Annotated in this window: 13 protein-coding genes and 1 pseudogene; 12 read left to right on the top strand and 2 right to left on the bottom strand. The window is 36.0% G+C overall.

Annotated elements, in window-relative coordinates:
* Positions 1 to 44 precede the first annotated feature (44 nt).
* A complete protein-coding gene (locus ACFQRG_RS16365; protein ID WP_380967978.1) occupies positions 45 to 1,358 on the top strand; it encodes an MFS transporter in 1,314 nt (437 codons plus the stop codon).
* A gap of 107 nt (positions 1,359 to 1,465) precedes the next feature.
* Positions 1,466 to 2,368 carry a serine hydrolase gene (locus ACFQRG_RS16360; protein ID WP_380967976.1) on the top strand — a complete coding sequence of 301 codons (903 nt, stop codon included), beginning with the start codon at positions 1,466 to 1,468 and terminating at the stop codon, positions 2,366 to 2,368.
* 132 nt (positions 2,369 to 2,500) lie between these two features.
* Here the strand turns inward: ACFQRG_RS16360 and ACFQRG_RS16355 are convergent, their stop codons facing one another.
* Complete coding sequence (locus ACFQRG_RS16355) at positions 2,501 to 3,517, bottom strand: LacI family DNA-binding transcriptional regulator (RefSeq protein ID WP_380967974.1); 1,017 nt, start codon at positions 3,515 to 3,517, stop codon at positions 2,501 to 2,503.
* A gap of 275 nt (positions 3,518 to 3,792) precedes the next feature.
* Here ACFQRG_RS16355 and ACFQRG_RS16350 point away from each other — a divergent pair, with 275 nt between their 5' ends.
* From ACFQRG_RS16350 to ACFQRG_RS16305, 10 genes and pseudogenes are all read left to right on the top strand, one after another.
* Positions 3,793 to 5,592 (top strand): L-fucose isomerase, encoded by a 1,800-nt coding sequence (locus tag ACFQRG_RS16350; protein WP_380967972.1) that lies wholly within the window; start codon positions 3,793 to 3,795, stop codon positions 5,590 to 5,592.
* A 173-nt stretch (positions 5,593 to 5,765) separates the two neighbouring features.
* Positions 5,766 to 7,064, top strand: a pseudogene (locus ACFQRG_RS16345) (ABC transporter substrate-binding protein).
* A gap of 51 nt (positions 7,065 to 7,115) precedes the next feature.
* On the top strand, positions 7,116 to 8,057 hold the full coding sequence (locus ACFQRG_RS16340) for a carbohydrate ABC transporter permease (protein ID WP_380967970.1): 942 nt from the start codon (positions 7,116 to 7,118) through the stop codon (positions 8,055 to 8,057).
* A 12-nt stretch (positions 8,058 to 8,069) separates the two neighbouring features.
* Positions 8,070 to 8,909, top strand: a complete 840-nt coding sequence (locus ACFQRG_RS16335) for a carbohydrate ABC transporter permease (RefSeq protein WP_380967968.1) — start codon at positions 8,070 to 8,072, stop codon at positions 8,907 to 8,909.
* A gap of 51 nt (positions 8,910 to 8,960) precedes the next feature.
* Entirely contained in the window at positions 8,961 to 11,468 is a 2,508-nt protein-coding gene (locus tag ACFQRG_RS16330) for a GH116 family glycosyl-hydrolase (protein WP_380967966.1), read from the top strand.
* 42 nt (positions 11,469 to 11,510) lie between these two features.
* The gene (locus tag ACFQRG_RS16325) at positions 11,511 to 13,178 is read left to right on the top strand and encodes a ribulokinase (RefSeq protein ID WP_380967964.1); all 1,668 of its coding nucleotides are present in this window, start codon (positions 11,511 to 11,513) and stop codon (positions 13,176 to 13,178) included.
* A 77-nt stretch (positions 13,179 to 13,255) separates the two neighbouring features.
* Positions 13,256 to 14,578 carry an ABC transporter substrate-binding protein gene (locus ACFQRG_RS16320; RefSeq protein WP_380967961.1) on the top strand — a complete coding sequence of 441 codons (1,323 nt, stop codon included), beginning with the start codon at positions 13,256 to 13,258 and terminating at the stop codon, positions 14,576 to 14,578.
* A gap of 48 nt (positions 14,579 to 14,626) precedes the next feature.
* A complete protein-coding gene (locus tag ACFQRG_RS16315) occupies positions 14,627 to 15,490 on the top strand; it encodes a carbohydrate ABC transporter permease (RefSeq protein WP_380967959.1) in 864 nt (287 codons plus the stop codon).
* 17 nt (positions 15,491 to 15,507) lie between these two features.
* Positions 15,508 to 16,350, top strand: coding sequence for a carbohydrate ABC transporter permease (locus ACFQRG_RS16310; RefSeq protein ID WP_380967956.1), 843 nt, complete (start codon positions 15,508 to 15,510; stop codon positions 16,348 to 16,350).
* 27 nt (positions 16,351 to 16,377) lie between these two features.
* Positions 16,378 to 17,271: a nucleoside hydrolase gene (locus ACFQRG_RS16305; RefSeq protein ID WP_380967954.1), complete on the top strand. Its 894-nt coding sequence runs from the start codon at positions 16,378 to 16,380 to the stop codon at positions 17,269 to 17,271.
* A 302-nt stretch (positions 17,272 to 17,573) separates the two neighbouring features.
* On the opposite strand, the gene ACFQRG_RS16300 is transcribed toward ACFQRG_RS16305, so the two are convergent.
* Positions 17,574 to 18,308 carry a nucleotidyltransferase domain-containing protein gene (locus ACFQRG_RS16300; protein ID WP_380967952.1) on the bottom strand — a complete coding sequence of 245 codons (735 nt, stop codon included), beginning with the start codon at positions 18,306 to 18,308 and terminating at the stop codon, positions 17,574 to 17,576.
* Positions 18,309 to 18,485 lie beyond the last annotated feature (177 nt).

Raw genomic sequence — 18,485 nt, 5'->3', positions numbered from 1 at the left:
GTGTTCCCCTTTAAATCCAACCGATATGAGGAGGTTAAAAAGTAATGACAGCAAATACTGCCAAAATAGTTAAGAAAATGACTGTCACTACCGTTGTTATTCTGTTTTTTGCCTGGTTTATTGATTACTTGGATCGTTCAATCGTTTCAATTGCTCTTCCCTATATTGGAAAAGAGTTTCACTTGAATAAGGTAGAACAGGGGCTCATCCTTAGTGTATTCTCTTTCTCTTACGCTGTCGTACAGATTCCAAGCGGGTTCTTAACAGATCGTTTCGGTTCAAAAAAAGTCATGACATTTGCCTTAGTTTCCTGGTCTATTTTTACCGCTCTTACAGGGGCAGCCTTCAATTATCTTTCTTTACTTATTGTCCGGGTTTTCTTTGGTATATTCCAGGGTATTTTTCCGGCGGCTGCTTATAAATGCATTACAGAGAGAACATCGGAAAAAACACGTTCAACTGCTAATGGGTTCACGATGGCTTCTAACTCTGTCGGAATAGCTTTTGCACCATTAATTATCGCTCCTGCAATTCTATTTATAGGTTGGCATCATGTATTTTACTATGTTGCTGGGGTTGGGATCATCATCGCTGTTCTTATATGGTTTTTATTGCCTCGCCCTTTGACATCTCAAGAATTATTGTCTGCCGATGAAAACGACGATTCGTTACATAAAAACGCAGCAGCAAATAAGGAATCGACTTCGTCTATAAGTACAAGCGATCTCTTTAAGAGCGGAGTTATGTGGTGGCTGTTTTTCATGTTTTTTGGATACGACGTGATAGTTACTGGACTTGGTTCTTGGGTCCCTTCGTTTCTAATTACTGAAAAACATATTCATCTAGTGAATGCCGGTTTATTAATGTCGATCTCACCATTTGTCTCTATTATTGCAACAATACTTGGCGGCTTGATGTTTGACCGGTTTCATGGTCGGCATCGTAAAATATTTATTCCAAGTTCGATACTTGCCATGATTTTTTTAATTTCGATGATAAGTGTCAAATCCGCGGGCATGTTTATTCTTTTTTTAACGTTAAGTTCTTTTTTTATGACACTATGTTATATGCCTATTTTAGGACTGCCAATGCGTTTCCTTCCTACGGAAATAGTAGGTGTCGGCAGTTCAATCGTTAATATGGGAGGAAAAGTGGCAGGCATATTAACTCCGACGATTATGGGCTTTTTGATTCAGACGATTTCTTATCAAGCCGGCTTTGCTTTCCTGGCATTTGGTGCACTGCTGGTAGCATTTAGTTCCTTTTTTATCCCGCAAACTCAACAGTCCTTCCAAAATTTAATATTAAAACGCAATTATAAAGAACAAAAAGGGCTTGAGGCTCCTCCTGTAAAATGAGTTTTTGGAATATACTGATTTCGTAAAATGGGTTATTTAAAGGTGAATGGTCAAGCATATATCCACACTAAAGATAATTCAAATCATTAATAGGAGGTCATTAAATTATGTTACAGAAGAAAATAGAACAGCTGATAGAACCGATTTCGGGCTCTTTTGGGATCTTGATAAGGCATATTCAATCTGGTGAAGAGGTGAAAATCAACTCAGAACGGCTGTTTCAAGCAGCGAGGTGCATTAAAATTCCAATTCTTATTACATTATTTCGAGATATAGAGGAAGGTAAAGTACAATTAGATACACGTATTCGTATAAAAGAAGAGGATCGAGTCACAGGTTCAGGTATTTTAAGAGAACTTGATCCGGGGGCGGAAGTGTCGATTAAGGATTTAGCTATGCTGATGACGATTGTCAGCGACAACCTGGCAACAGATAAAATCTTAGATATTGTCGGCGGCGTAGAAAATGTTGACCGGTATATGAAGGAACTCGGTTTTGAGAATATTCATGTCAAACAAACACTATGGGACTGGCTTCAGGAAAGCATCGGCTTTACGCCGCAGCCTTATAGTCAGGAATACTATGAAACTGTGCACCAAGCATTATTTTCCGGAAAAAGCTTTGATCCAGAAAGCATCGTATTTACAGGAAGCTCGCATACAAACGCAATGACGCCTCTTGATTCGACAAATTTATTAGAAAAAATGTTGAAAAAGGAGCTTGTTTCTATAAAAGCAAGCGAGGCAATGCTTGATATGCTGTCTCGACAACAGCTTCGCCGAAGGATCCCATATTTTTTACCTCCCGGAACTAGAGTGGCAAATAAAACAGGATGGATCGGCAATGTTGTTAATGATGTCGGGATTATTGAGTTGCCTGAAGAGAAAGGTCAACTTATTATATCCGTTTTTATCATGGACGGATCCTATTATGAATCAGAATCTATCATACCTTATATTTCCAAAACAGCCTTTGAATATTTTTCTGAAAAACCAGTAAAAATTTACTGATTAGTTGTTTACTACGTCCACCTTAAAGCTTGGTGCAAGGTTTGAAGGCTAATTGAAATAGTTACCCTCGCTATTCATGTTTTATTTTTATAAAAAAGAAAATCCGCTTGTTCCATTTATGGAATCTGCGGACTATTTTTTGATCAAACGTGATGATTCCCGGATAACGATTTCGGGTGAAAGAACGATCTTTCGATATTCTTTAGGAGCTTTCCCTTCAATTCTCTCGATGAGAAATTGGATACCTGTATAACCGAAACTATAGGCGGGTTGGATAGCAGCGGTAAGAAAAGGATTAAAGCCTGTAATCGGTTCGAAGTCTTCGAAACAAACAATAGACATATCTTTTGGAACTTCATATCCAAATTTTCGAAGGGCTTTAATAGCATTTACCGCAATAAAGTTATTTGCCGCAAAAATTGCGGTAGGGCGTTCGAACTTTGGTAACGAAATTAAATTTTTAATTATCGTATCGGCATCATCTTTGTTATATCCGATTTCTGAAATAAGATCATGATTAACCTTTAGGTTTGACAATTTAAGTGTTTCAATGTAACTTTTGTGTCTTTCTCTTGCGGTAGATACGGAAAGAGGGCCATTAATTAAAGCGATTTTTTTGTGTCCTTGTTGAATGAGGTGTTCTATAAGCTTGCGGGTTCCTTCATAGCTATCTCCTAATACGATATCTGATTCAATCCCCTCTATCTCCCGATCAAGTAAAACAAATGGAATATCCCGCTTAATCAGTTTTTTAATATTTTTCTTTGATTGATCTCCGGTCGGAGCAAGTAGCACACCGTCAACATTTGTAGAAAGCAGCATGTCAATATAATCTTCTTCTTTTTTAAAATCCTCATCAGTATTACTTAAAAGGATTTGATATCCAAATTGTTTTGCTTTATCTTCAGCGCCTCTGGCTACTCTTGTAAAAAAGGGGTTTGTTATGTCTGTGATCAATAGGGAAAGAATTTTAGTCTTTTTTGATATTAAACTTCTGGCTGCAGAATTCGGGATATATCCTAACTCCTCTATTACTGCTTGTACTTTTTGTCTTGTTGATTCACTAATCTGTTTAGAATTGTTTATTACTCTTGATACAGTCATCGGGGAAACGTTAGCTCTTTTTGCTATATCATAAATAGTAACCACATTATTTCTCCTCTTCAAAATACATTATTGATACCGATATCATAAAATACTCATTTTATTATACTTGTTTTTTTAAAAATTTGCATTAATTTTATCAAATAAATGGGATTTTACTAAATATTCATCATTGACAATATATTTTTTGTTTGATATATTCCTGTTACCGATAACATTATAGGGTTAATTGATGTATTGAGTCATTTAAAATGGTTAAGAAATCAAAATTATTAATCTTGTTATAAAACAAGAATTTAAAGTGGAAAGGGGATAAAGGGTTGGAAGCAAAAAGTGTGAAACGAGAGCGTTCAAATCGATTAGTGGGACAATTCCCACGGGTCGGTATCCGCCCGGTAATTGATGGTCGGCGAAATGGTATTCGTGAGTCACTAGAAGAAGTCACAATGGATATGGCCAAAAGAGTTTCTATATTTTTAGAAAAAAGTATTCAATATCCTGATGGTTCATCTGTTGAATGTGTTATTGCCGATACATGTATAGGCGGTGTTACTGAGGCTGTTGAAACTCAAGAAAAATTCGAACGTCACGGGGTAGATATTACGATTACTGTTACGCCTTCCTGGTGTTATCCGACGGAAACGATGGATCAAGATCCTCTCACCATGAAAGCTATTTGGGGGTTTAACGGAACAGAAAGACCTGGTGCTGTTTATTTGGCTGCAGCTGCATCTGCCCATGATCAAAAAGGATTGCCTGCTTTTAAGATTTATGGTCGAGATGTACAAGATATGACAGATACAACTATTCCAGAAGATGTTCAACAAAAGTTATTGCAGTTTACCAAGTCTGCATTAGTTGTCACTATCATGAGAGGTAAATCTTATCTCTCTATGGGTTCTGTTGCGATGGGGATCGCGGGGTGTATCGTTAATGAAGATTTTTTCCAAAATTATCTTGGGATGCGAAATGAATATGTAGACATGAGCGAATTTATCAGACGTCTAAAGTTAAATATTTATGATGAAGAGGAATACGTTAAAGCAATCAAATGGGTAAGAGAGCATTGTAAGGAAGGTCGAGATATTAATCCTTCTGAACAGCAAAGGACAAGGGAACAAAAAGATAAGGATTGGGAAACAGTTGTAAAGATGACTCTAATTGCAAGGGACCTTATGATTGGTAATACTAGATTGGCTGAAAAAGGATTTGGTGAGGAGGCGCTTGGACACAATGCGATTGCGGCTGGATTTCAAGGTCAGAGAGAATGGACCGATTTTATGCCTAATGGAGATTTTACGGAAGCAATTTTATCGTCATCTTTTGATTGGAATGGTATAAGGGAACCTTTTATTGTTGCCACAGAAAATGATTCTTTAAATGCTGTTAGTATGTTGTTCGGTCATCTTTTGACAAATACGGCTCAGATTTTTGCAGATGTTCAAGTATATTGGAGTCCTGAGGCGGTTAAACGGGTAACAGGAAAAGAATTAACAGGTATGGCTGCAAACGGCATCATCCATATGAATAATTCAGGACCAGCAACTTTGGATGGAACAGGAGAGCAGTTAATTAATGGACACCCGGCGATGAAACCCTTCTGGGAGATTACAGAGGAAGAAGTCAAAAAGTGTCTTAATGCAACTGAATGGTGTCCGGCGGTGGATTTCTTTCGGGGAGGAGGCTTTTCAACCGATTACTTAACCAAGGGAGGAATACCACTGACAATGATTCGATTAAACTTAGTTCACGGATTAGGACCTGTACTGCAAATCGCAGAAGGCTATTCAGTCGAGTTGCCGCAGGATGTTCATGATACATTGGATCAGAGGACAAACCCAACTTGGCCAACTACATGGTTTGCTCCGAAATTGACAGGTGAAGGGCCTTTTAAAGATGTTTATTCAGTCATGAATCACTGGGGAGCTAATCATTGCGCTTTAAGTTATGGACATATAGGCGGTGATTTAATAACACTTGCATCGATGTTGCGGATTCCTGTTTCGATGCATAACGTGGATCAAAACCGTATCTTCCGTCCAAGTGTTTGGGGAGCATTTGGTACATCGGAAGGGGCTGATTATCGTGCTTGCCAAGTTTACGGTCCTTTATATAAATAGAAGAGAATAGAAGATTTGGCGTTATGTTAAAGAGATAAATAAAAGAGAAAGGTCTTTTACTTAACTGCAAAGGTAAAAGACCTTTAAGAAGATAAATTCTCTAGCCTAAATATTAATATTGTTGATTAAAGGTTAATTGATAAAGGTTGACTATAAAACTGAGGAGCTGTAAAGTGAAAAAATTTTTTATCTATTCAATAATATTAATTTTGTTGTTTGTCTTTGATACAGGGTGCAGTTCTGATGTACAAGCCAATAAGGATCAAAATTCGAAAAAAGCAACAATTACATTTTGGAAGATTCATAACGTCTCTGAAAATACAGCATGGAAACAATTGGTGACATCTTTTGAAAAAAAGTATCCAAATATAAAAATTATTACTAAGGATTTTCCTTCTACACAGTATGAGACAAAACTGCGAACTGCGATAGCGGGAAATTCAGCACCGGATATTATGGGAATGGATGCGCCAAACATTGCCTTCTATGCTAAAAATGGTGCTATTATACCCTTGGATAAATATATGAGTGAAAAAGGTTATAAAAAAGAAGACATTTTTAAACCAGTTATGAAAGCGATGACATATAACGGTAAAGTATATGCAGCACCGCGAAATGATGCAAGTTTAGTCATGTTTTATAATATAAAATTGTTTAAAGAACATCATATCCCGCAACCTCCAAAGGATCCGGACAAAGCTTGGACATGGAATCAAGTATTAAAGGCTGCTCAAAAATTAACAGATCCTGCTAAAAAAATATATGGGTGGGGTCCAACGCCATGGGGATTTTCAGACGACGAAGGGACATCATTTGCAGAAGAGACGTATTTGTGGCAAGCAGGAGCAAAAATTTTAAGCCCTGATTATTCAACTTCGAAAGGTTATTTAGACTCTCCAGAAAGTAAAAAAGCTTTACAATTTTTCTCGTCTTTGTATAACTCTAAAGCAGTTGCTCCTAAAGAGTTGCCAGAGGATGGGTTTGAAAATGGAAGAGTAGCTATTTTTATGGACGGAGCTTGGGAACTTAGTTATATAAACGAACAATATCCAAATTTTAAATAAGGAAAAGATTACGGCATAGCCCCATTGTGGAAAGGGAAAAACCAAGTAACGCCTAATGGCAGCTGGAATTTAGCAATTTCATCAAATTCTAAACATCCTAAGGAGGCATGGTTGTTCGTTAAGTGGGTTACAGGTGTTAAGGGTTCAAAGATTTGGTACAAGAATACCAAAAATGTACCTGCCAGAAAATCAACAGTTAAATCATTTTCGGAGTTGCAAGAATATCCAATGGATATCTTTGTCAAACAATCTGAAAAATATGCTCATCCACGACCAGTAACTCCTTCTTACCCAATGATTAGTCAATCAATTAGAGATTTGTTTGATGATGTTACTCTAGGTGGAGTAAAAGAAGATGATGCATTAAAAAATGCAGTGAATGAAATTGATAAGGAACTTAAAAGATGATTATTGTAAGGGGAAGTATTGTTATCTCTAAGATTAAAGGGGTGAAGATGAGTGAAGGTAGAAGTGAAACCAATCAAAACGTCTGGTTTAAAACAGCGGCGTCGAAGGTTAGGTACATTTATTGGTCTAAAGAAAGAAAAAATAACATCGCTATGTTTTGTATTGCCTGCATTGGTATTGTTAATTGTATTTTGGATTTATCCGATGCTTCATGCCCTGGTATTAAGCTTTCAAAAGTATAATTTATTAAATGGCAGTAGCACGTTTGTTGGCTTGGAGAATTATCAAAGCCTTTTTTCAGACAAAGAATTTTTTAAAAGTTTGATTCACTCATTTTACTTTGCTGTTATCGTCATTCCTATTCAAACAGCAATAGCGCTTGGTTTAGCTCTTCTTATTAAAAATAAAATTCGGGGCATAGGAATTTTTAGAGCCATTTACTTTTTGCCTGTAGCTGTTTCTTTTGCAGTTGCATCTACTATCTTCAAACTAATTTATAACAAAAATTATGGATTATTAAATTCGTTACTAGTCAGCCTTGGCATACACCCTATTGATTTTTTATCTAATCCGAATTTGGCTATGATTGGAATCATCATTCTTTGCATATGGAAAGCCGTTGGATTTTTTATGCTAGTATTTCTAGCTGGTTTAAACAATATTCCTGATGAACTGTATGAGGCTGCACAAATAGACGGTGCTAATGCTTTGCAAAAATTTATCTATATCACAATGCCTATGTTAAAAAGAACAACAGCTTTTGTTGTTATTATAACAACAATAGATGCTTTTAAAGTATTTGTCCCAATGTACATTACAACAGATGGCGGGGGCCCAGCTGGTTCCACTGAAAATTTAGTTTTGTTCATATATGAAGCAGCTTTTCGTTTGTTAAATATTGGTTATGCAGCAGCTGCGGCTTGTATTTTCTTTATCATTGTATTAATTATATCAATTATTCAACTTAAGTATTTTAGAGCCGATACTGATTAAAAGGTGGTTAATATGAAAAAAAGTACGGTTAGAATTTTACATTATATTATTCTATGTTTAATAGCTTTGATAATGCTTCTGCCAATGATATGGATGACTTTAAGTTCCTTGCGATCCCAGGATGAAATATTTAAATTTTCTCATCTTAGTTGGCATTTATTCTTCCCAGTTCATTGGACATTGCAAAATTATATCGATATTTTTTTAGATAAAGAAAATCCTTTCTTTAAATATTTAATTAACACATTTTTTGTATCCCTAACAGTAACAGTTATTGGTGTTTTTGTAAACTCTATGACAGCGTTTGCGTTTGCTAAAATGAACGTCCCTTATAAAAGATTACTTTTTATTTTATTTCTGTCTACTTTAGCAATTCCTTATGAGGTTATTATGATTCCTCAATTTTTAATTATTAAAAATTTACATTGGATTAATTCTTTTAAAGCATTAATTATTCCACAAATTGTTTGGGCTTTTGGGATATTTTTGTTATATCAATTCTTTAAAGAGATTCCAAAAGACATCATTGAATCAGCAAAAATGGATGGGGCGTCATGGTTTCGTATTTATATAACGATTATCATACCATTAGCAATTCCAGCATTGTTAACCCTTGCAATTATTACATTCGTTGCTCAATGGGACAGCTTTTTATGGCCGCTTATTGTGATAAATGACGATACAAAACAGGTTATTAATATAGGAATTTCATCTTACTCTTCGCTTGAAGGTATTTCTTGGGGAGAAATTTTTGCAGCATCAACGATAAGTTCATTGCCGATAGTGATAGCTTTCCTATTTTTACAGAAGCATTATGTCAAGGGTGTTATGAATAGTGGGGTAAAAGGTTAGCCTATAGTTTCTATTTTAATATAATTCTTAAAGATAAAGGGGAAATGATAAATGGAAAAGATAAATGGGACATTATATTCGAATCAAATTTATTCAAATACGGGTTCTCGTGAATTTACAGAAAAAGCAACTGAGGCTGCATTTTTACTTGGCGGAATCGGAACGGGAAATGTTTCACTTGGTTCTCGCGGGGATTTAAGAGACTGGGAGATTTTCAATCATCCAAATAAGGGACTGAAACTTCCAAATAAATTTTTTAGTATTTGGGCAAAAGAGATGAATCAGCCATCTATAGCAAAAGTATTAGAAGGTAAAGTTCCCCCTCCCCATTCCGGCTCACATGGGTATTATCCTAATACTGCGGCTGGTTTACCACGAATGAGTTCATCTGCGTTAAAAGGGGAATATCCTATTGCTAATGTAGTTTTTAAAGACAATGATTTACCAGTTGATGTTGAGCTTGAAGCTTACACACCATTTATTCCATTAAATACAGAAGATTCAGGAATACCATGTGCAATTTTAAAATATAAGGTAAAAAATAAATCTGAAATGAAAACTGATGTTGCAATTGCGGGTTCATTGTATAATCCTGTTGGAGGTATCGAGTATGATGAATTTAGTAATTATCAAGGGTTAGGCGGACTAAATGTAAACGAAGTCAGAGAGGAAAAGGATTTTAAAGGTCTTTATATGTATTCAAAAAAGTATGACAAAAATGATTTGAAATATGGAAATGTTGCATTGACAACAACAAATAAAAATGTGACATTTAAACCTGTTTGGCTAAGAGGCCGTTGGTTTGATGAAATGCAAGAATTTTGGGATGATTTCTCAAAAGATGGGAAATTGAATGATTTAGGTTATACAACACCTTCAACAGATCGGAAATCAGTGAACAGTATTGATTCAGTATTCTATGAGCGTCAGAGTGACACAGGTTCATTAAGTATTTATGAAACATTAAACCCTCAAGAAGAAAAGGAATTTTTATTTTTATTAACATGGTACTTCCCTAATCGTATTAACGGTTGGAGCGAGAGACATCGTGTGAAAGAAAAAGGGAGAGAAATAACCCAAAATTACTATTCGAAAAGGTTCAATAGTTCTTGGGATGTAACTAAGTATATTTATGAAAATTTTGATCGGCTAAAAACTGAATCATTTAAATTTCATCATGCTTTGTTTTCATCAACTTTACCAAATTATGTACTTGAAGCAATTTCAAGTAATATAACGGTTTTAAGAAGTCCAACCTGTATGTGGTTAAAAGACGGACATTTTTTGGGGTATGAAGGTTGTTTTGACAATTGGGGATGCTGTGACGGTAATTGCACTCATGTTTGGGGTTATGCGCAAACATTGGCATTTTTGTTTCCTGAATTGGAACGGAATATGAGAAAGACTGAATTTCTTGAGGAATTGGAAGAAGACGGTCATATGAATTTCCGAGCCGTAAAAATGTTTGATTCAGAATGGATTTTTCAAGAAAAAAAAGCCCCCGCAGCGGTAGATGGTCAAATGGGATCTATTATGAGAGTTTATCGAGAGTGGAAAATAAGTGGGGATAAGGAATTTTTAGACAATATGTGGCCTCATGTGAAAAAAGCTCTGACATTTGCATTAGTTCAATGGGATACAGATGGAGATTTAGTTTTAGATGGTATTCAGCATAACACTTATGATATTGAGTTTCATGGGCCTAATCCTTTAAGTCATTTGTTTTTTCTTGGTGCCTTAAGAGCTGTTGAAGAAATGGCTAAAATAGAAAACGATCTAGAGATGGCTGAAAAGTGCAAAAATATTTTTGATTTAAGCAGAAGCCGTACGGACGATATGTTATGGAATGGAGAGTATTATATACAGAAAATAAATGATGTTGATGAAGTTAAATATCAACATGGAGAAGGGTGTCTGTCCGATCAGCTTTTGGCGCAACAAATTGCTCATATTTTAGGATTAGGGTATTTATTACCTGAAGAACATGTAAACAAAGCTATTCAATCTATTTTCAAATACAATTTTAGGGATAATTTTAGTAATCATGTCAATTGCCAAAGAACATATGTTATGGATGATGAAAAGGGATTGGTTTTATGCAGCTGGCCAAATGGAGGCCGCCCGAAATTTCCATTTATCTATTCAGATGAAGTTTGGACAGGAGTAGAATATCAGGTTGCCACCCATTTAATATATGAAGGATTTGTAGATGAAGGGCTAACAATAGTAAAAGCGATTAAGGAAAGGCATGATGGTATAAAACGAAATCCATGGAATGAAGTAGAGTGCGGGCACCATTATGCTCGTTCTATGGCCAGTTGGGGCTTATTGCTATCGCTAAGTGGATTTAATGTCGATATGGGCAAAAAAGAGATAAGCTTTAATCCTGTAATTAATAAAGAGAATTTTAGTTCATTTTGGAGTACTGGAACTGCTTGGGGAACATATCATCAGGAAATGGACGAGATTACTGGAGAGATAATCCCAGAAATTAAAGTTTTGTATGGCGACTTATCTGGTGTAAAGGTTAAGACGTCTTCAAAAGAATTAACCCTATAAAAATTAATGAATTTATTTAAAAAATAAAAAGGCGGGGGAATCGTGGGAGCTAAATATGCAATCGGTTTTGACTTTGGAACTGAGTCAGGTAGAACGTTACTCATTGATGTAGAAACAGGTGAAGAGATCGGCACTTATATAACCCATTATAACCACGGTGTCATAGATGAGATTCCTCCTACTGGTAAAAAGCTTCAAAATGATTGGAGTTTACAGGATCCTGCGGATTACATGAAAGTACTCTATGAATCTGTTCCGGAGATTATTCATCAAGTTCAAATAAATCCGCAAGAGATCATTGGAATTGGTGTAGATTTTACTTCATGTACGATGTTACCTTTGGATAATAATCATGTCCCTTTGTGTTTTAATCCTAAGTGGAGTAAGCATCCTCATAGTTGGGTAAAACTATGGAAACATCATGCAGCCCAACAGGAGGCTGATGAAATAACACATCTTGCAATAAAACTAGGAGAATCATTTATAAACCGATACGGCAGGAAAATCTCTTCAGAGTGGATGTTTCCAAAAATATTACAAATATTAAGAGAGTCGCCAAAAATTTTTGAGAAAACTGACTTATTTTTAGAGGCATGTGACTGGGTGGTTTACCGGTTAACGGGCTCCTTGGTACGCAGTAACGCGACGAGTGGATTTAAGGCGCTTTGGCATAAAGACGCGGGATATCCTGATCCACAATTTCTTAGACAATTAGATGAACGACTGGAACATGTTGCAGATACAAAAATGCGTGGAAACATTCGTCCAATTGGAAGTAAAGCCGGGGAATTAACAAAGGAAATGGCAGATCGCATGGGATTACCAGAAGGGATACCGGTGGCTGTAGGTATCATCGATTCACATGCTGCTGTTCCAGCCGTTGGGGCTGTTCGCAACGGACAATTGGTTATGACAATGGGGACGTCCACTTGCCATATGCTGCTATCAGATAAGAAGAAAATGATAAAGGGAATAACAGGTGTTGTAGAGGATGGCATCATACCAGGATTTTATGGATACGAAGCCGGACAAGCAGCTGTTGGTGATATCTTTGCATGGTTTGTTAACCATAGTGTTCCAGAGTATGTAAAACAGCAAGCAATGAAAGAAGGATTAAGTATTCACAAATGGCTGGAGCGAGAAGCGTCAACTTATAAACCGGGACAATCCGGACTATTGGCACTAGATTGGTGGAATGGTAGCCGTATTCTAGCAGATTCTGATCTGACGGGGTTAATTGTAGGTTTAACATTGGGAACCAAGCCAGAAGAAATATATCGAGCTTTATTAGAGGCAACTGCTTTTGGGACTCGAAAAATTATTGAAAGTTTTGTTGAAGCTGGAATCGAGGTTGATGAACTTTTTGCTTGCGGCGGACTTCCCCAGCGAAATGAATTACTGATGCAAATCTATGCTGATGTTATGAACCGTGAGATTAAAATTGCTGATTCAAAGCAATCATCAGCTTACGGAGCTGCCATGTTTGGAGCGGTTGTTGCTGGAAAAGAAAAAGGCGGGTATAACAGCATATTTGAAGCAGCGGATAAAATAGCGAAAGTTAAAGAAAAAACATATACCCCGGTACCTGAACATGTGAAAATTTATGATCAACTTTATGAGGAATATAAAAAACTTCATAACTACTTTGGATGCGCCAATAATACCATGAAAAATCTTAAAAAGTTAAAACTGAACTGCGGGTTTCGATAAGACGCTTTTTGAGAGAGATTGTGATTGATGAAAGTCTTATTGCTGAAGACGACTATCAAATAGAGGCGGGTTAATAAATGAAGAAACTGATTTCAGTTTTTACAGCTTTAATACTTATTTTTTTTCTAGCGGGGTGCCAGTCAAGCGAAGAAACAACGACAGATTCAAAACGGACGAATGGTGTTACTGTTATTAGAATGATGACACTTTCAGATTGGAATTCAAGTCTTAAGAAAATTGTTGCACAGTTTGAAAAAGAAAATCCAACAATTAAAGTTAATTTGGAAACATATCCTTATGAACAGTTATTTGAAAATACAGAAGTAAAGCTTGGATCAAAATCAAGGACTTACGATATCATTACGGTAGATGGTCCTCTTGTCGCGAATTATTCGGTAAAAGATTATTTAGAACCGCTCAATCATTATATTTCACCGAAAGAACAACGTAAAGCATGGATTGATTCATCAATAAAGGAAGGAACATATAAAGGCAAACTGATGGCGGCACCAATGAATACGTCAACACAGGTTCTTTTTTATAATAAGGATATTTTTTCAAAAAGGGGTGTGAAACCTCCGGAATTTAATATTAAAAAACGTTGGACTTGGGATCAGGTCGTACAAGCGGCAAAAAAACTTACTTACGATACTAACGGAAATAGATATCCTGATGTATTTGGTTTCAGTTTTGAACAAGTTGGACGAGCCTATCAGAATTTAGCGCTTTCAGATAGTTTAGGAGCAAATGTCATCAGTAAAGATGGCCTTACCACAGACGGATATCTTAATTCTTCTAAATCTGTACAAGCAGCAAGGTTCTATTATGACCTTTTTAATAAATGGAAAGTAAGTCCGAAAATTACGGCAAACGAGTCAAAAGAGTATTTCAAAACAGGAAAAATAGCGATGTTTATCGGCGGGACATGGAATATTAAAGAATTCTCTGATGCGAAAGTAAACTTTGGGGTTGCACCTCATCCATATTTTAAAGGACATAAAGTCGCGACACCAACAGGAAGCTGGCATCTTGGAATTTCAAAATTCTCGACTAAAAAAGAAGCAGCAGCAAAATTTATCCGCTTTCTTACAATAGGAAAAGGCGCAAAAATGTGGTTTGATATTTATCAAAACGTTCCGGATAATCGCAATCTACTGCAAGCAATTAATCGTGACCCTTCATATGATTCATTTCCTAAGAACGTTTATCGCCTTGCAAGTTATGAAGTTCAACACACAGCATCGCCAAGGCCGATTACGCCCGGTTATTTAGAGTTTGAGAATCTTTATGACAGAACGTTCGACGATATAAAAAATGGAGCAAACCCAAAAAACGCCCTTGATCAATCCTCATATAAAATTGATCGTTTGCTTGAAAAATATCGTCATGTTGTGAAATAAAGACTTATTAAACAACGCTAAATTTATAACAAAAAAAGGGGTGAGATAATGCCAAAATCCAGATATGTTCCTTATTTATTTTTACTTCCAGCTATCGGATTACTCATAATATTTAAAGTATATCCTATTTTGATTGCTTTTAAGGACAGTCTATTTTCACCAAATTTTATTGCTGGTCAAAAAGATAAATTTATAGGGTTGGGTAATTATATATCGTTGTTTACAGATCGTACGTTTTGGCATTCTTTATACGTGACATTGTTTTTCAATGTGATCATTAATCCGGTTCAAATTCTGCTTGCTTTTCTACTTGCAATGTTTCTGAATAAAAAGATAAAGGGCATCAACTTTTTCAGAAATATTCATTTTATACCAATTGCCGTGTCATTACCGATTGCATGTATCCTTTGGAATATTATGCTTAATCCCGATCAAGGGGTTATTAATTCATTGCTTACGGCTGTTGGATTGCCGCAACAACTTTTCTTATCAAGCAAGCATCAGGCATTATGGGTTATCATGGCAATTTCTACATGGAAAGGTGTTGGCTATTGGGCCATTTTCCTTCTTGCCGGATTGCAGGAAATCCCTCAATCACTCTATGAGGCTTCAGCGATTGATGGTGCGGGAAAATGGGAGCAATTTAAAAATGTAACTTTTCCTTTAATGAAAAGACCCCTTACCTTTGTCATGGTAGCCGATACTGTAGCGAATTTCTTATTGTTTGCGCCGATGTATATTTTGACGGGCGGCGGTCCAGAGGATAGTACAAATGTACTTATGCTTGAAAGTTACAATAGTGCCTTTGTCTATTCAGATCCAGGAAGAGCAGCTGCCATTGTCATTCTACTGCTTATTGTTATTTTAATTATTATTGCGATTCAATTCCGATTGTTACGGTCAAAAGTGTAAGGGGGAGAAAGAAACCGATGGACAAAACTTCTAGAACATCAAAAGTAACTATATATTTTTTTCATATTATATTAGCTTGTATCATCGTCTTTCCGCTGCTTTTTGCCTTAGTGTCTTCTTTAAGACCGTTAAATGATATTTTTAAATACGTAGCGCCTGTGACTTTAAAAACATTTATTCCAAATCATATAACATTTGAAGCATATGTAAACTTATTTACAAAAAGAGGATTTGGTACTGTCCTATTTAACACATTTTTCGTGGCAATATTGACCGTCATATTCGGAATACTTTTCGGGTCTATGGCTGCATTTGCATTTGCTAAATTTGAATTTAAAGGTAAAAACATTCTTTTTGCTATTGTACTTTTCAGCTTTATGGTTCCTTTTGAAGCGATTGCTATACCGCTTTACAACCTTATCAATGATTTAGGTTGGGTGGATACATATTATAGTCTTATTGTGCCGGCTGTAGCCAACGGTCTTGTTATTTTCTTATACAGGCAATTTTTTATTGAATTGCCAGACTCATTAATAGAATCAGCAAGAATCGATGGCGCTTCATGGTGGAAGATTTACACTACTATTATTATGCCTTTATGTAAGCCTATAACGATTAGCGCCGGATTAATGCTTTTTATTTCCCAATGGGAATCCTTCATGTGGCCGCTTATAGCTACAAGATCACAGGAATACAAAGTTATTCAAGTGGCAATGAGTGATTTTACAACGGAACATGCGACGATTTGGAATGAAATGTTTGCTGCAACAGTGATTGCTTTTCTTATTCCAATTCTTATAGTAATGCCGCTTCAACGTTACTTTGTTAGAGGTTTGGCAAATACAGGTAATAAAGAGTAACATTAAAATGAAAGAGGAGAGATAGACATGTTAAAACAAGAAAAATTAATTAAGCGTCTTAATCACCCAAAGGGAAAGGTTCGTATTGTATTGGATACTGACACGTATAACGAAATTGATGATCAATTCGCTATTATATATGCATTACAATCAAAGGAAAAAATTGATATTGAAGCATTTTACGCTGCGCCTTTTTATAACAAGCGTTCAATTGGGCCGAAAGACGGTATGGAAAAAAGTTATAAAGAGATTCAAGATATTTTATCTATCATCGGAAAAGATGACATCTCTATCTATAAAGGTTCAGAATCCTTTTTATTGGATGGGAATACACCAGTGGAAAGTGATGCAGCGCAAAATCTTGTTGAAAGAGCAATGGCATCATCTGATGATGACCCTCTCTATGTGGTGGCAATTGGTGCTCCTACAAATGTAGCTTCAGCTATTTTAATGGAGCCAAAAATCCTTGAAAAAATTGTGGTTGTATGGCTTGGCGGTCATGCGTTGCATTGGCCGGATACAAAGGAATTTAATCTGTTTCAGGATCTTCATGCATCAAGAATAATTTTAAATTCTGGCGTTCCGCTTATATTGATCCCATGTCTTGGCGTGGCGTCGCACTTAAAAACAACGTTATCCGAAATGCGTGATTATATTTCGGAAAAAGGAGAAATCGGCAAGTATCTCTATGAAATTTATAAAAATTACAGTGATGATCATTTTGCCTTTTCGAAGGTCATTTGGGATATTTCAACGATTGGATATTTAAATAATCCAGATTGGCTATCCAGCTCAATTGTTCACAGCCCAATCGTTTCGGAAGATTTCTGCTGGAGTTTTGATTCATCAAGACATTTCATTCGATATGTTCATTATATTGACCGAGATCAAGTATTTAAAGACCTTTTTAATAAACTATAAATGTATCATACCATGGGTACGGAAACGATTCTGAATTTCATAGGTTATTGTGTATATAAATACAATTTAACTAATGTTGTAAAGGATTAGATGCTATGTATAATATCCGCGTTTTGACGTCAGGACCCCTTAAAGAAATTAACACGATTTATAGCGCAACGAATACAATTGATCCAGATGCCCATGATTTACACACGGCAGCTACTTAGGTGTTTGTGATATATATTATTTATAGGGGTACGAATGTTGGCTGTACCCCTATAATAAAACACCTATTGTTAACGTTATTCCTATGCAATCATTCATGAATTCTCGAGTCTCTCTATTGGACTTTTCCATTGTTGTCCTAATCGTCCGCCAATTGGTTCAAGGATTTTATCTACCAACTCTGATAGAATGTCGATCCTGTCACTTATTGGATTTTCTTGAGATAAAATATTAAGTATCATTTTGTAAAGTTCGGAATTATGGACAACTATATCCTTTAGCTGATATTTCGATTTAACAGTCCATAGTCTTTGAATCTTGTAATAAGCATGAATCGCTTCTCGTAAAGTTTCTTGCATAACATATTCAGCTGCTTGTGTTTCAACTTCAAGTAAATCCTGTGTATCCTTAAGTAAGTCAACAAGTCCGAGACGAGTCTTTACTTGTTCTTTTGGACTCATTGCTTTTGGGCCTTGTTTTAAGATTTCTTTAGCCTCCTGAATGAGTGGATCTAAAATCCCCCCGGCATCGTATATCACACACCCATTTGCAAATATATTAATAGTTGCAGGCATATCATTATTCTTAAAGTCCTTTCTAATCGCATGTACTGGTCTTAAAATTAGCTCTACATCACAATCATCAGCGACGAAAGCACGCCGCTGATGCCAAGAACCGCGAACAACTCCAAACACATCAATATCGCTGTGTTGAAGCGGTGTGCCATAGGCTACAGATCCCCCAAGAATGATTCCTAAAAGTTCATCTCGAAATTCATTTTTTAGTGACTCAGCAACAATTTCCAAAGCAGTATCATATTTAGTGTTCATTAGGTCCGCCTCCAATATAAAATAACATTCTATATTACAGGTGTATCTCCTTTTTTATACAAATATATTAGGGGCTTTAATATGGGATGCATCCCTATTTAGTCAAGTTGACATAAGGTTCATTTATAGAGAATTGGTTCCCACTTATTAAACATAGTATCTGTTGTTTATTTAATT

It is taken from the genome of Scopulibacillus cellulosilyticus (genome assembly GCF_042665295.1).
Taxonomy (GTDB): Bacteria; Bacillota; Bacilli; order Bacillales; family Sporolactobacillaceae; genus Scopulibacillus_A; species Scopulibacillus_A cellulosilyticus.
The sequence above is the reverse complement of the archived record's forward strand: the minus strand, read 5'-3'. Positions and strand labels throughout refer to the sequence as shown.